This is a genomic window from Azospirillum melinis (genome assembly GCF_013340935.1).
GTDB classification, from domain to species: domain Bacteria; phylum Pseudomonadota; class Alphaproteobacteria; order Azospirillales; family Azospirillaceae; genus Azospirillum; species Azospirillum melinis.
In genome coordinates this window covers 158,372-173,107 of the sequence record NZ_WHOS01000007.1, presented here as the reverse complement: position 1 = coordinate 173,107, position 14,736 = coordinate 158,372, and the positions used below count along the sequence as shown (strand labels likewise).

The 14,736-nt window shown below is 70.6% G+C and carries 11 protein-coding genes; 5 read left to right on the top strand and 6 right to left on the bottom strand.

Going from position 1 to position 14,736, the window contains the following annotated elements; genetic code table 11:
* Nucleotides 1-16: 16 nt before the first annotated feature.
* The 3 genes from GBZ48_RS08085 to GBZ48_RS08075 all read left to right on the top strand — a co-directional run bounded on the left by GBZ48_RS08085 (nucleotide 17) and on the right by GBZ48_RS08075 (nucleotide 3,696).
* Nucleotides 17-817, top strand: a complete 801-nt coding sequence (locus GBZ48_RS08085; protein ID WP_174470554.1) for an ABC transporter permease subunit — start codon at nucleotides 17-19, stop codon at nucleotides 815-817.
* Nucleotides 814-2,514 carry an ABC transporter ATP-binding protein gene (locus GBZ48_RS08080; RefSeq protein WP_174470553.1) on the top strand — a complete coding sequence of 567 codons (1,701 nt, stop codon included), beginning with the start codon at nucleotides 814-816 and terminating at the stop codon, nucleotides 2,512-2,514. Before GBZ48_RS08085 ends, GBZ48_RS08080 begins: the two co-directional genes overlap by 4 nt.
* A 96-nt stretch (nucleotides 2,515-2,610) precedes the next feature.
* Nucleotides 2,611-3,696 carry a sensor histidine kinase gene (locus GBZ48_RS08075; protein ID WP_174470552.1) on the top strand — a complete coding sequence of 362 codons (1,086 nt, stop codon included), beginning with the start codon at nucleotides 2,611-2,613 and terminating at the stop codon, nucleotides 3,694-3,696.
* A 12-nt stretch (nucleotides 3,697-3,708) separates the two neighbouring features.
* On the opposite strand, the gene GBZ48_RS08070 is transcribed toward GBZ48_RS08075, so the two are convergent.
* Nucleotides 3,709-4,953, bottom strand: coding sequence for a winged helix-turn-helix domain-containing protein (locus GBZ48_RS08070; protein WP_174470551.1), 1,245 nt, complete (start codon nucleotides 4,951-4,953; stop codon nucleotides 3,709-3,711).
* A 132-nt stretch (nucleotides 4,954-5,085) separates the two neighbouring features.
* Here GBZ48_RS08070 and GBZ48_RS08065 point away from each other — a divergent pair, with 132 nt between their 5' ends.
* The gene (locus GBZ48_RS08065; protein WP_174470550.1) at nucleotides 5,086-6,288 is read left to right on the top strand and encodes an NnrS family protein; all 1,203 of its coding nucleotides are present in this window, start codon (nucleotides 5,086-5,088) and stop codon (nucleotides 6,286-6,288) included.
* Between the two features lie 43 nt (nucleotides 6,289-6,331).
* Here the strand turns inward: GBZ48_RS08065 and GBZ48_RS08060 are convergent, their stop codons facing one another.
* The 4 genes from GBZ48_RS08060 to GBZ48_RS08045 all read right to left on the bottom strand — a co-directional run bounded on the left by GBZ48_RS08060 (nucleotide 6,332) and on the right by GBZ48_RS08045 (nucleotide 11,011).
* Complete coding sequence (locus GBZ48_RS08060) at nucleotides 6,332-6,706, bottom strand: response regulator (protein ID WP_174470549.1); 375 nt, start codon at nucleotides 6,704-6,706, stop codon at nucleotides 6,332-6,334.
* A gap of 160 nt (nucleotides 6,707-6,866) precedes the next feature.
* Nucleotides 6,867-7,259, bottom strand: coding sequence for a hypothetical protein (locus GBZ48_RS08055; RefSeq protein WP_174470548.1), 393 nt, complete (start codon nucleotides 7,257-7,259; stop codon nucleotides 6,867-6,869).
* Between the two features lie 141 nt (nucleotides 7,260-7,400).
* Nucleotides 7,401-10,163 carry a hybrid sensor histidine kinase/response regulator gene (locus GBZ48_RS08050; RefSeq protein WP_174470547.1) on the bottom strand — a complete coding sequence of 921 codons (2,763 nt, stop codon included), beginning with the start codon at nucleotides 10,161-10,163 and terminating at the stop codon, nucleotides 7,401-7,403.
* Entirely contained in the window at nucleotides 10,160-11,011 is an 852-nt protein-coding gene (locus GBZ48_RS08045; protein WP_174470546.1) for a phosphate/phosphite/phosphonate ABC transporter substrate-binding protein, read from the bottom strand. The genes GBZ48_RS08050 and GBZ48_RS08045 overlap by 4 nt, the downstream gene beginning before the upstream one ends.
* A gap of 371 nt (nucleotides 11,012-11,382) precedes the next feature.
* Between GBZ48_RS08045 and GBZ48_RS08040 the strand changes: the two genes are divergently transcribed.
* A complete protein-coding gene (locus GBZ48_RS08040; protein WP_098736128.1) occupies nucleotides 11,383-11,571 on the top strand; it encodes a hypothetical protein in 189 nt (62 codons plus the stop codon).
* An 85-nt stretch (nucleotides 11,572-11,656) separates the two neighbouring features.
* Here the strand turns inward: GBZ48_RS08040 and GBZ48_RS08035 are convergent, their stop codons facing one another.
* On the bottom strand, nucleotides 11,657-14,731 hold the full coding sequence (locus tag GBZ48_RS08035; protein ID WP_174470545.1) for a multidrug efflux RND transporter permease subunit: 3,075 nt from the start codon (nucleotides 14,729-14,731) through the stop codon (nucleotides 11,657-11,659).
* Nucleotides 14,732-14,736: the final 5 nt, after the last annotated feature.

The window sequence follows — 14,736 nt, the reverse complement described above, 5'->3', positions numbered from 1 at the left end:
CCGAAGAAGGACCCCGATGGCCGAGTACGACCAACCGCCGCTTTCCCATCCGGTTCCGCCGGAGACCCCGCGTGCCGGCTTCGCCCGCGGGCTGTCGGGTGCCGCCATCCTCGCCGCCCTGGCGCTCGCCTGTGCCGCGGCGCCGCTGATGGCCGACGGCAGCGCGGTGCACCGGCTGGACGCCGACCCGGTCGCCGCGGCGCTGCTCGACGGGCGGGGCAGCCTGTCCTTCGCCCTGCTGGCCGCGGTGCTGGGCGGGTTGCTGGGCATCGGCTGGGCGCTGCTGGCCGGGATGCTCGGCACGCTGGTGGGCAGCCGGGCGGAGCGGCGCACCATCGCCGCCGCCCAACGGATGGCCGGCTGGCCGCTCGCCCTGCTGGTTCCACTCGCCGGCGGGCTGACGGGGCCGGTCTGGCTGCTGGCTCTGGTCACCGCGCTGACAGCGGCGCCGGCGGTCGCGGTTCTCGCCCATGCCGAGCTGTCGGGCCTGATGCGGGCGGAGTTCCTGACCGCCGCCCGCGCCGCCGGCCTGCCGGAAGGCGAGGTGGTGCGCCGGCACCTGATCCCCAACCTGACGCGCCCGCTGCTGGCCGCCGGGGTGCTGGCCCTGCCGCGGGTTCTGGCGGCGGAGAGTTTCGCCAGCCTGCTCGGCCTCGGCCTGCCGCCGGCCCTGGGCAGCTGGGGCGCCTCGGTCGGGCTGGCGGCGCGGCTGGGCGACCCGGTGGCCTTCGTCCCGCCGGCCCTGCTGCTGGCGCTCGCCCTGTGGGCCGCCTGCGCCATCGCCGACGGCATGGCGGCCGGACACCGCAAGCCATGACCGATGCATCCGTCCTTGGAGCCGCGAAGCCCGCGCCGGTCGAGACCGAGGCGCTGACCCTCATGCTGGGCGACCGCGTCCTGCTCGACCGCGCCACTCTGCGGGTGGAGCGCGGGCAGGTTCTGGCCATCACCGGCGGGGCCGGCAGCGGCAAGACCGCTTTGCTGGGGGCGCTCGCCGGCCAATTGCCGGCCGGCGTCGACATGGCGGGGGGCGCCCGCATCGACGGGCATCTGCTGATCGCCCAGGGCGGCCGGCTGGCGCCGCGCCGGCCGTTGGCCCTGCAGGTGGCGGAGGTGGTCGGCCACCATCTGGGGCTCGATCTGCGGTCGTCGCTGCGCCGCATGGCCGACGGTCTGGACCGCATGGGCATTCCCGCTGCCGCCCGGCGCTTCGACCTGCCGCCGGAACAGCTGCCGGAGTCGCTGCGCTGGGCCTGCCTGTTCGCCATGGCGGTGGCGGTGGGGCCGGCGGTGCTGCTGGCCGACGCGCCGGCCGCCGGGCTGGACCCGACGGTGCGGCTGCGGCTTCTCCACCGGCTGGCCGACTGGGCGCGGGCCGACGGGGTGGCCCTGATCCTGGCCGGACGGCCGGAGGACGGGCTGGCCGGTCCGGCCGACCGGGTGCTGGCGCTGCGCCGCGCCCGTCTGCTGCCGGCCAACCCGGCACGGACCGAACCGCTGACGCCGCTGGAGCCGCCCGGCACCGCCCGCCTGCATGCGCGCGGCGTCGGCATGTCCTATCCGCTCGCCCCCGGCCCGCGGGGGGAGGCACGGTCGCTGGCGGTGCTGCATGGCATCGATCTGGATTTGCGGACGGGCGAGACGCTGGCCCTGCTGGGCGAGACCGGCAGCGCCAAGGCGACGCTCGCCCGCTCGCTGCTGTGCCTGCCGCCGCCGACGGCAGGCGCGGTGGTGTGGATGGGCCGCGACCTGATGGCGGCCACGGCGCCGCCGGCCACGGGGGACGCCAACGACCCCGATCGTGGCGGATTGCGCCGCGCCCGGCGAGACCTGCAACCGCTGTTCCCCGACCCGGCCGCCTCCTTCGACCCGGCGATGACGCTCGGCGCCCAGTTCGGCCTCGTGCTGGAGAGCCTGCGTCCGGACATTGCCGCCGACCGCCGCGACCACCGCATCGACGAGGCGCTTGAAGAGGCCGGCCTGCGTCCGGAGGCGGCGCTCCGCTGGCCGTCGGCGCTGAGCGTCGCGGAGGCCGCCCATGCCGGCCTCGCCCGCGCCATCCTGTCGGAGCCGCGCGTGCTGGTCGCCGACGAGCCGGCATCCAGCCTGTCGGCGGAGGAGCGTGAGACCTTCCTCGACACGCTGATGGCGGTGCGCGACCGCCGCCGGCTGTCGCTGGTCCTGGCGACCGAGCGGTATGACGAGGGGCTGCGCGATGCCCATCGCGGCGTCGTGATGCTGGCCGGCCGGGTGGTGGAGAGCGCCGACGCCGGAACGCTGCGGACGGCGCCGCTGCACCCCTACAGCCGGGCGATGCTGGCGGCGGCGCATGGCGAACGCCCGGCGCTGCAGGGCGACGCGCCGTCGGCCTTCGCCCAGCCGGCCGGCTGTCCGCTGCGCCGCCGCTGCCCGCTGGCACGGGAGTTCTGCGCCCAGGCCGTTCCCACGCTGGAGGAGGTGGCTCCCGGCCATCATGTGGCCTGCCATTACTGGGACACGCCGGCGGACGGGTGAATGGGGTCGACTCAACGACTGGCTGTTTTCATGCCATTGTGTTATCCGTCCAGGACGCAAGTTTCCTCATCCTGAACGCCTGCCGCCGGGGAGCCGATGCCGTCCCTGTCCGTTACCATGCCCGATCTGAACCGTCTGCCGGCGCTGGAGTTGCTGGGCGGGCTTGCCACGCCGCTGTGGCTGGCGCGGGCGGAGGATGGCGGCGTGGTCTGGCTGAACGGGACGGCCCGCGCTCTGCTTGACCCCGATGCGGTGGGCGGCAGCCTGCGGGTCGAGCCGGCCGGGCCGGTGGCGGCCACCGGCGAGACGAAGACCGGGCGCGCCGTGATCGTCAGGGGAGCCGGCGGCCCGCCACTCGCGCTGACCGCCCGCATCGGGCCTGTGCCGGACTGCGAGCTGATCCTGGTGGAGGGGGCGGCCGACAGGGCCGACCTGAAGGCCCAGATGTTGGAGCTGGCCGCAGCCGACCGCCGCAAGTCCGAGTATGTCCACCACCTGAGCCATGAACTGCGCACGCCGCTGACCGCGGTCATCGGCTTCGCCGAGATCCTGCGCGACCGTCTGCTGGGACCGCCCGACAGCCCGCGCTATGGCGAGGCGGCGGCCCAGATCGTCGCCGCCGGCGACTATATGCTGGAACTGATCAACAACCTGCTCGACCTTGCCCGCATCGAGGCCGGGCGGCTGGACCTGCATGAGGAGGATTGCCCGCCGGCCCTGATCGTCGATGCCACCCTGTCGATGATGGCGGGCCGGGCGGAGCGGTCGGGCGTGACACTGTCCGCCCGCTTGCCGGCCGATCTGCCGCTGCTGTGGGCCGACCCGTCGCTGGTCCGGCAGATGCTGACCAACCTCGTCGGCAACGCGCTGAAATTCACCGCTGCCGGCGGCCATGTGACGGTGACGGCGGAGCGTGACGCGGATGGCGGTCTGGTCCTGGCGGTCACCGACGACGGCCGCGGCATGCCGCCCGACCGCATCCCGCAGGCGCTGACCGCCTTCGCGCAGCTGCACGATCCCGCCCATGATCCGATGACGGTGACCCAGCATGGCTCCGGCCTCGGCCTGCCGCTGACCGCCGCCCTGGTGGACCTGCATGGCGGCAGCATCGCCATCGACAGCGCACCGGGGCGCGGCACGACGGTGCGGCTGCGCTTTCCGCCGGAGCGGGTGGTGGGGTAGGCGGAGTCGGCGTCAGTATGCCTGAGCTTCGCCCAGCACCCCCGCCAAGGCCGGCGCCAGATCGCCGGCGCCGACCACGGTCACCCGCTCCAGCCCCAGCCAGCCGGCCAGCCGGCGCAGCTCCGCCGCCAGGGCGGGAGCGATGGTGCCGGGCTGGGCATGCGGTTCGGCATGGGCGGTCTGGACCAGCAGGGTGCCGGCCTTGCGGTCGGATTTCAGATCGACGCGGGCGGCGATGCGCTCGTCCATCAGGAAGGGCAGGACGTAATAGCCATGCTCGCGCTTGTGGGCGGGGGTGTAGATTTCCAGCCGGATGCGGGCGCCGAACAGACGCTCGGTGCGCTGCCGCTCCCAGATCAGCGAATCGAAGGGGGAGAGCAGGGCGCGGGACGCCGCCTTGCGCGGGATGCGCAGATCGGGGGTGACGTAGGCGATGCGGTCCCAGCCCTCCACCGTCACCGGCAGCAACTCGCCGGCCTCCACCAGCTCGGCGATGCGCAGGCGGGCGTCGGCGACATCCAGCCGGTGATAGTCGCGCAGGTCGCGCTCGGTCGCCACGCCATGGGCGCGGGCGGCGATGCGCAGCAGGGCGCGCTGGGCTTCCGCCTCCTCCGGGGTGGGGGTGTCGAGCACGGCGGCGGGAAGCACCCGCTCCGGTAAATCGTAGAGCCGTTCGAACCCGCGCCGGCCGGCGGTGGTGACGAGGCCGGCCCAGAACAGATACTCCAGCGCCCGCTTGCCGTCGCTCCACCCCCACCAGCCGCCGGCGCCGCGGCCGGCCTCGCTGAGTTCGGATGCCCCCATCGGTCCGCGCGACGCCACCTCCGCCAGAACCGACTCGATGTAGGGCCGGCGTTCGACGGCGAAGCGCGCCAGTTCGCCATAGGTGCCCTCGCCGCGTTCGGCCCGCGCCATGCGCCAGCGGAACAGCGGTTGCTGCTCCACCGGGATCAGGGAGGCCTCGTGGCCCCAATATTCGAACAGCGCCCGCCGCCTGCCGCCATAGGCCAGCCGGTCGAGCAGAGCCGCCTCGTACGGACCGAGCCGCGAGAAGAGCGGCAGGTAATGGGAGCGCACCAGCACATTGACGGAATCGATCTGCACCAGCCCCAGCCGCCCGATCAGGCGCCGGGCATGGCGGGCTTCGACCGTGTCGGCGGCGGCCTCGGTGGTGGCGGTGGCGCTGTTGGGGAAACCCTGGGCGGCGATGGCGACGCGGCGCGCCTCGCGCAGGGACAGGCTGTCTGGACGGGGCATGGGTCCGGGAGGAGGTTGGATGGGACGCCAGCTTGAGAATGCGTTTGATTTTCGTCAAGGCGATGTGGAGGTGCTGCGCGCAGGCTGACGGTCATCCTGCATTGCAGCACCCGTCCTGCGGAGTTCCTGTCCATGTCCTCCCCCAGTCTCGCCGGCCGTGACGACGGCCCCGCCATCCCGATCCTGTTCCAATATGGCTTCCGCTTCTTCTTCCTGTTCAGCGGCGTGGCCGCGGTCGGGCTGCTGGCCGCCTGGCTGGGTGTGCTGGTGACCGGGGAATGGCCGGACCATGCGGCGGGAGCCAGCGCCTGGCATGCGCATGAGATGCTGTTCGGCATGGTGGTGGCCGCCGTCGCCGGCTTCCTGCTGACCGCGGTGCCGAGCTGGACGGGGACCAAGGCGGTCTCCGGCGCGCCGTTGATGGCGCTCGCGGCGCTGTGGATGGCCGGCCGCGTCGCCGTCCTCCCCTGGACCGGCATGCCGGAAGCGGTGGCGGCGGTGATCGACATCGCCTTCCTGCCGGGGCTCGGCATCGCGCTCGCCCGGCCGCTGGTGAAGGCGGGCAAGTGGCGCAACAGCGCCTTCCTGATCCTGATCGGGCTGCTGACCGCCGCCAACCTGCTGATCCATCTGGATTGGCTGGAAATGCTCGATGGCGGGGCGGATGCCGGTTTCGCGCTGGGGCTTGGCATCATCCTGATGATGGTGACGGTGATCGGCGGGCGCATCCTGCCGGCCTTCACCCGCAACGGGCTCGGCAAGGCGGGCTTGGGTGTGCGGTCCTGGCCGATGGTGGAGCGGCCGACGCTGGTTCTGACGCTGGCGCTGATCCCGGCGACGATGGTGGCCCCTGAGTCGGCGGTCACCGGACTGATCGCGCTCGCCGCCGCGGTGGCCCATGCCGTGCGGCTGGCCGGCTGGCAGGGCTGGAAAGCCTGGCGCTCGCCGATCCTGTGGATCCTGCATGTCGGCTATCTGTGGGTGCCGGTGGCGCTGACCTTGCGCGGGCTGCATGCCCTGGCCGGCCTGCCCGCTGCTTCGGGAACCCATGCGATGACGGTCGGCGCCTTCGCCACGCTGATCCTGGCGGTGATGAGCCGCGCCTCGCTCGGCCACACCGGGCGGCCGCTGACGGTGTCGCGGGCGACGGTCGCCGCCTATGTGCTGCTGACGGCCGCCGCGGTCGGCCGCACCGCCTCGCCGCTGCTGCCGGTGGACTGGGTGTGGGCGGCGCTGCAATGGTCGGGCTATGCCTGGGTCGCGGCCTTCGCCCTGTATCTCGTCGCCTACGCCCCGGTCCTGCTGTCGCCGCGGGCCGATGGGCGGCCGGGCTGAGCAGGGCAGGGGGAGAGTGACCGGGGTGCAGTGGGGCGGGGCGTTATGCCCCGCCGCGGAAATAGCGGTCGATGGCGTCGGTCATCTCGACCTCGCGGAAGGGCTTGGTCAGGACCGGGCGGGCCTGATGGCTCTTCGGCAGGCCGGCGGCGCCATGACCGGTGGTGAAGACGAAGGGGATGCCCTCGGCGCCCAGAGCGTCGGCGACGCTGTCGACGCGCTCACCGCGCAGGGTGACGTCGAGCAGGGCGGCGTCGATGCCGCCCTTGGCGATCAGGTCCAGCGCCTCCGCCACCGTGCCGGCGGGACCGACGACGACGACATTCTGGACTTCCAGCGAATCCTCTATGGCCATGGCCACCAGCGGTTCGTCTTCGACGAGCAGGATGCGCAAGGGCTTGGATCGGTCGGCTTCCATGGACAGGCGGCTCGCTGCTGGTCAAAGCGGTGGTCGGCGGACAGATGGGGGTCGTAATCCCATCCGGCAACCGGCGTGAGCTTTTCCGTTCAGCCGTCCGCTTGTCCACCCCGACCTTGGTCATCGCCCATTGGGCCATCCGCAAGCTCGGGCTGGACTATCACCCCAGATCATCAAGTGCCTGTTGGAGGGAAGGGTAAAGCGCCTCCACCAGCGATCCGTCCGGCCGAACCGGCGACGGCAGGACGTCGGCCCCTTCCAGCGCGCGGGCCAGGGGCAGACCGCCGACCTCGACGAAGCCGCCGCGCTCGCCATACTGGCCGACGATCCAGTCCTTGACCGCCGGGTCGCCGTCCAGCGCATTGTTGTGCGAAATCAACGCGTGGGTGCCGTCGTCGGACCGGCGATACCAGGCATTGCTGCCGTCGCCCAAATCCATCGGCGCGAAGCCGGCCGCTGTCATCGCCTGGCGAACTGCCGGCCGCACCCGGTCGGCCCTCACCCCGGGCCGCGTGCCGGTCCATTGGTCGAGATCGTCCGCAGGCTCGCTCATGGTGCCTCTCTGGTCATTGTCCTGATGGAACAACGCTTCAGGGAAGCTTTTGTGCCGCGACCACCTGTCCGAATGTGGAAGCCGCCATTGCCTGATGGATGCTGTCCAACCGTCGGCTTATCCGTTCAGACGTCGATCCGTTCAGAGGACGGTCGGCGTGCGTGCGGCCAGGGCGGCGAGCGAACGGTCGAGCAGGTCATAGAGCCGCCCTTCCTGTTCCAGAACCGCGGCGGCGGGGGCGTGTTCCAATTCCTTCGCCAGCCGGCCGAGGGCGGCGGCGCCGAGATTGAGCGAGGTGCCCTTCAGCGTGTGGGCGGTCCGGTTGTGCGGCTCCCCGGCACGGGCCTGGGCGATCAGGCCGTCGATGGTCTTGCGGCCATTCTCGGTGAACCCGGCGATGGAGGCGGTCCAGTCGTCGGCCGTCAGCACCTCCAGCAGCAGCGACACCTGCTCTTCGTCCAACAGGTCGGCGTCCGGGATATCGGTCATGTCAGCCTCGGGGGACGGGGATTCGGGAGCGGCCGGATTGGAAGCGGCCTGTTGGGAAACGGGGGGCAGGCCGTTGCCGCCTTGGCCGCCTTGGCCGTTGCCCAGTACCGACGCCATTTCGGCGAAGAGCAGGGCGGGACGCAAGGGCTTGGTGACGAAACCGTTCATCCCCGCCGACAGGCATTCCGGCCGCGAGCTGCCCGACGCATGGGCGGTCAGCGCCAGGATCGGCACGCTGCCCTTGTCTCCCGGAAGTTCGCGCACGCGGCGGGTGGCGGTCAGCCCATCCATGCCCGGCATCTGGATGTCCATCAGCACGAGGTCGAAGGGCTGGTCGCGCACCATCCGCACCGCCTCTCCGCCGCTGGCGGCCAGGGCCACGCTGTGGCCGGCGCGCTCCAGGATGCCGCGGACGATGTCGCGGTTCACCTCGATGTCGTCGACCGCCAGCACGCGCAGCGGCGGCAATGCCGCGACGCGCGCGGCCTCGCCCAGGCTGGTGCCGTGGCCGGCGTCGATGCGGCGCAGCGCCGACGGATCGCCGGGACCGGCGACGATGGTGAAGCGGAAGACGCTGCCGCGGCCGGGAGCGGTGTCGACGGCGATGCTGCCGCCCATCAGCAGGCAGAGGTCGCGGCAGATCGCCAGCCCCAGCCCGGTACCGCCATAGCGCCGGGTGATCGAGCTGTCGGCCTGGGTGAAGCGGTCGAACAGGGTCGGCACCGAGCCGGGCGCGATGCCGATGCCGGTGTCCTCCACCTCGAACTCCAGCAGGAAGGAGTCAGGGCGGCCATGGGGAACGAACTCGGCAGGGTCGCGGCCCAGCCGGCGCACCCGCACGGCGATGTGGCCCTCTTCGGTGAATTTCACCGCGTTGCCGACCAGATTGAACAAGATCTGGCGCAGCCGGGCCGGATCGGTGACGATCACCTCCGGCACCGACGGCATCAGCCGGGCCGACAGGTCCAGCCCCTTGTCGGTGGCGTTGGGGCGCAGCACCTCCAGCACGCCATCGATCAGCTGGGGCAGGGCGCAGTCGGCCTCCTCAAGGTCGATGCGGCGGGCCTCCAGCTTCGACAGGTCCAGAATGTCGTCCAGCAGCCGCAGCAGCGTTTCGGCCGACCGGCGGGCGACGTCGGCCAGCCGCTTCTCCTCCGCCGGCAGGGAGGCGTCGGTCAACAGGGTCAGGTTGCCCAGCACGCCGTTCATCGGGGTGCGCAGCTCGTGGCTCACGGTCGCCAGGAACTCGGTCTTCGACCGGCTGGCGGCTTCCGCCGTCTCCTTGGCCTGGAGCAGCTGTTCGGCGGCGCGCCGCGGCTCGGTCACGTCGATGCAGAGCCACAGCTTGCCGATGGCGGTCCCGGCGGCGTTGCGCACAGGCACATTGTGCCAGCTGACGATGCGCCCGTCGGTCAGCGTCATCTCGCGCCGCTCGTCGCCGTCCACCGCCGACAGCAGCGTGTGGTCGGTGTCGCGCGGGGCGTTGCCGGCATTGGCCAGCGTCTCGTCCAGCCGGTGGCCGACCGGCGCCCCGGCGATGGCGAACAGGGCGGAGAAGGCCGGGTTGGCATAGGCGATGCGCCCGTCGCCGCCGACGAACAGCACGCCGAAATCCATCGCCGACAGCAGGGCCGACAGGCGGGCGCGTTCCTGTTCCATGTCGCGGGCGAGCGCCTCCTGCTCGTCGAGCGCCACGGTCAACTGGTCGACGCGCTCCTTGATGGCGTGGGACATGGTGTTGAAGGCGGCCCCCAGCCGGCCGATGTCGTCGTCGCCCTCCGCCAGCGCCGGCGGGCTGTAATCGCCGGCCGCCACCCGTTCGCTGGCCCGCGCCAGCGCCGCCAGATGGCGGGTCAGCCACAGGCCGAGCAGGGTCAGGAGCCCGGCCGACAGCAGGATCTCCGAGAGGGCGATGGCGATGCCCTGGGTCAGCAGGTCGCGCCGGGCCTGGACGATGTGGGCCAGATCCAGGCCGAACTGCACCGTGCCCAGCTTCTGTCCCGCCAGCGCCACCGGCACCGTCACGTCATAGCGGGCGACGCCATCCTTGGCGTCCAGGGTCAGGGCCGGGTCGGGGGCGGGCAGGCTGCGGTCCTGCGGCCAGCCGCTGGTTGCCACCAGCTTGCCCTTGCTGTCGGCGACGGCGAGATAGAGCACGCCGCCGGTGGAGCGGCTTTCGTCCAGCACCGCCTGCAGGGTCGCATAGTCGCGCTGGGCCAGCGGCGCCACCAGGGCGGCGTTCAGCACCGGCGCCACCTGTTCCGCATGCAGCCTGGCCTGTTCGGCGAGGCTGCCGTAGAGCAGGCGCACGCTGTTGGCGACCAGCAGGGTCAGCATGATCGCCTCGACCGCCATGGCGGCGGCCAGCATGCGCCCGCGCAGCGTCTTCCAGGGCGCCAGACGGGACAGGATCATTTCCCGGCCTTCAGAACGCTCCGGACCTCGTCGGCCAGCGGCTCCATCGCCTCCAGCTCCTCGTCGGTGACCGGGCGGTAGCCGCCCAGCTGGTTGGCGTCGAAATAGGTCCGGCCGTCGGCCGTCTCGCCGAAAGCGAACAGCGCCTTGCGCAGCGATTCCGCCAAGGCGGCCTGCTTGCCGTTCAGCATGTAGACGCGACCGGCCATCGACCGGCTTTCGGCGATGGTGGACAGCTGCGCCTGCACCTCCGGCGCCAGCTTGGCGCGATTGGCCAGCGACATGAAGCCGGCGGACGCGTCGCCGGCCAGGATCAGCTGGGCCACGCTGTCGGCGGCGCTGACATAGCGCAGCTGGATGTTCGGCAGCTTCTGCTCGGCCAGCCAGTGCTGGCCCCACAGGGTCACCAGCGACGACGGGCTGAGCCCCAGCACGGTGGTGCCGGCCAGCGACTGCACCGTCTGGTAAGGCCCCTTGGCCGCCGTCACCAGCACGGCGCGGAAGTCCGATCTGTAGGTCAGCAGCGGCAGGTAGCCGGCATCCTTGCGCAGCATCTCCGCCTGATGGCCGGTGGTCACGGCGATGTCGTATTCCTGCTCGACCGCCCGGCGGGCGAAGGCGGTGAAGTCGGGCGCCGTCACGATCTCCACCGGCCGGCCCAGCGCCGCCTCCACCGCACGGCGGACGGGCTGGTACTGTTCGATGATGACGCGGGCGCTGGTGTGCGGGGCGATGCCGATGCGGAAGGCCTGCTCATCCGCCAGCGCCGGGGACGGCGCGGTGGCCGCCAAGCCGCATAACACGGCGGAACAGAGCGCGGCAAGGCGGGAGAACAGTCGCTTGGTCATGGCTTTTGAATCCCCACGGACTGCGGTTGTGAAATGCCGGCGCTTGGACGGACAGCATTCGTGACGGCGACGGCCCGAGCGATGGTCTAAATCGAAAGATATAACATTCGATAAATGCCACAGGTAGGGACAAGAGCGCACAGGGTAGCCTTTGCCGGGCATGAACCGGTCAAACCCCGTGACTGGCGGCGCCCTTTGAAACCTTGATCGTCACCGTCCGCATCATTCCGGCGGCCAGACGCAACTTTGGAACGGCGACCGGACAGGATTCTGCGTGAGGCCAAGAAAGATCACGCTTTGGTTGCGGATCGGTCCGCTATGTGTCGGAGAGCCCGCATTACCCTCCGCATAGCCACCGAGGACCCCAGCCCGTGCCGGATCGAGCCCAGGACCCGCAGTCCGCCATCTGCCGCGCCATCCGCCTCCTGCGCAGCCACAGCCGCGGCTGCGACAGCGTCGAGACCCGGCGCCTGCTGATCCACACGGAACGCTGGATGATCTGGATGCTCCGCCGCGAGGAGGGCGAGGATCTGCCGGTACCGGCGGAACTGGCGGGGTGAGAGGCCCCGAAAGAAAGCCCCGAACGAAAACAGGCCCCTCCCGACCGGGAGGGGCCTGTTTCGTCGAAGGATGCCCGACGGCGCGTCAGGTCGTGCTGCGCAGCTGCTCCGCCCGGCTGGAGCGGGAGGCGGCGTAGTGGTCCTTGGCCAGCAGGGTGTAGACCGCCGGCAGGACGAACAGGGTGAACAGCGTGCCGATCAGCATGCCCGACACGATGACCAGACCGATGGAGAAGCGGCTGGCCGCACCGGCACCCGCCGCGGTCAGCAGCGGCAGCAGGCCGACCACCATCGCCGCGGTGGTCATCAGGATCGGGCGCAGGCGGACGCGGGCGGCATGCTCGATGGCGGTGCGGCGGTCGACGCCCTCGTTGAGCTGCATCTCGCGGGCGAACTCCACCAGCAGGATGCCGTGCTTGGAGATCAGGCCGATCAAGGTCACCAGACCGACCTGGGTGTAGATGTTCATGGTGGCGACGCCGAAGAACAGCGGGAGCAGCGCGCCGCAGATCGACATCGGCACCGACACCAGGATCACCAGCGGGTCGCGCAGCGATTCGAACTGCGCGGCCAGCACCAGATAGATCACGATCAGCGCGAAGGCGAAGGTGACCATCAGCTGGCTGCCCTCCGTCACGAACTGGCGCGATTCCGACAGGTAGGCATGGTTGAAGCCGGCCGGCAGCTGGGTGCGCGCCTGCTCCTCCAGAAAGTCGACGACCTGACCCATGGAGACGCCCGGCATCGGCACGGCGGAGAAGGTGGCCGAGGGCAGCTGGTTGTACTTGTTCAGCGCGTTGGGCTCCACCGCCGTTTCCACCGACACCACGGTGGACAGCGGGATCTGGGCGCCCGATCCGGAGGTGACGTAGTAGTTGGTCAGCGACTCGGGCGTCAGGCGCTCCGCCCGCGGCACCTGGGGAATGACCTCGTAGGAGCGGCCGTTCAGGTTGAAGCGGTTGACGTAGTTGCCCCCGACCAGCACCGACAGCGTGCTCGACACCGACTGCATGGTCAGTCCGAGATCGGCCGCCTTTGCGCGGTCGATCTTCAGCCGGACGACCGGGCTGTCATATTGCAGGTCGCTGTCGGTGACGATGAACATGCCGCTCTTGGTGGCGGCGTCCTTGATCCGCTCGATGGCGTCGAAGATGGTGCGGTAATCGCCGGGGCTGGAGATCACCATCTGCACCGGCAGGCCGCCGGTGGAGCCGGGCAGGGCCGGCGGCGACACCAGGAACACGTTGATGCCCGTCACCTTGCTCAGCTCGGCCTGGGCCAGAGGCTGCAGTTCCTTGGCCGTCCGTTTGCGCTCGTCCCACGGCTTCAGGATCATGCCGGCGAAGCCCTGGTTGAGGGTGGGCAGGCCGGTCAGGATGAAGCGGGTGTCGGTCTCCGGGAAGGCGGCGAAGGTCTCGTCGATCTGCTTGCCGAAGCTGTCGATGTAGTCGAGGTTGGCGTATTGCGGCCCCTTGGAGATGCCGAACAGGATGCCCTGGTCCTCTTCCGGCGCCAGTTCCGACATGGTGTTGGCGAACAGGTAGCCGACCGACAGCAGGATGCCGACCGCGAACAGCAGGGTCGCGGCGCGATAGTCGAGCATGCCGTGCAGCCGCCGCTCGTACCAGCCCGCCAGCCGTTCGAACTGACGGTCGAGGAAGGCGGCGAAGCGGCCCGGCTCCCCTTCCTTCAGGATGACGGAGCACATCATCGGCGACAGCGTCAGCGCCACCACACCCGACACGATCACCGACGCGGCCAGCGTGAAGGCGAATTCGCGGAACAGCGCGCCGGTCAGGCCGCCCAGCAGGCCGATGGGGGCATAGACCGCCGCCAGCGTGATGGTCATGGAGATGACCGGCCCGATGATCTCGCGGGCGCCGATCAGCGACGCGGCGACCTTCGACTTGCCGTGCTCGATATGCCGATGGATGTTCTCCACCACCACGATGGCGTCGTCGACGACGAGGCCGATGGCGAGCACCATCGCCAGCAGCGTCAGCAGGTTCAGCGAGAATCCCAGCGCCAGCATGAAGGTGGCCGCGCCGACGATGGACAGCGGAATCGTCACCACCGGGATCAGAACCGACCGCAGGCTGCCGAGGAACAGGAAGATGACGACGATGACGATGGCGACCGCCTCCAGCAGCGTCTTCACCACCTCGTCGATGGAGGCCTGGATGAAGCGGGTGCTGTCGTAGACGATCTCCATGTTCATGTTGGGCGGCAGGTTGCGCCGCAGGTCGGGCTCCATCTTGCGGATGTCGGCGACGATGTTCAGCGGGTTGCCGGTCGGGGTGGCGTCGACGCCGATGAAGATCGCCTGCTGCCCGTTCATCGCCACGCTGGCGTCGAAGCTCTTGGAGCTGAGTTCGACCGTGGCGATGTCGCGCATGCGCACCAGCGCCCCGTCCTTCGCTTTCACCACCATGTCGCGGAACTGCTCGACGTCGGTCAGGCCGGTGTTGGCGGTGACGTTGGAGATGACGAAGACGCCCTTGGTCTGGCCGGGGGCCGACTGGTAGTTGTTGGCGGTGATCGCCGCCGAGACGTCGGCCGGCGAGATGTTGCGCGCCGCCATCTTGACCGGGTCGAGCCACAGCCGCATGGCGAAGGTCTGGCCGCCCAGGATCTGGGCGCGGGCGACGCCCTCCACCGTGGACAGCACCGGCTGCACCACGCGCGTCAGGTAGTCGGAGATCGCCGCTCCCGACAGTTCGGGGCTGGAGAAGCCCATATAGAGGATCGAGGTCGTCTCGCCGGTCGACTTGAGGATGACCGGGTCATTGGCCTCGCGCGGCAGCTGGTATTTGACCTGCTGCACCTTCGCCATCACGTCGGTCATCGCGACGTTGGGGTCGAAGTTCAGCCGGACATAGGCGGTGACGACGCTCTGCCCCTGGGTGGAGGAGGAGGTCAGATAGTCGAGGCCCTCGGCCGAGGAGACCGCCTGTTCGATCGGCGTGGCGATGAAGCCCTGCATCAGCTCCGGCGAGGCGCCGGGATAGCTGGTGGTCACGGTGATGACCGTGTTCTGCAGCTGCGGATACTGCCGGATCGGCAGCTCCAGCAGCGCGCGCGCCCCGATCAGCAGGATCAGCAGGCTGACCACGAGCGACAGGACCGGCCGGCGGATGAAGATGTCGGTGAAACTGCCCATGGCGT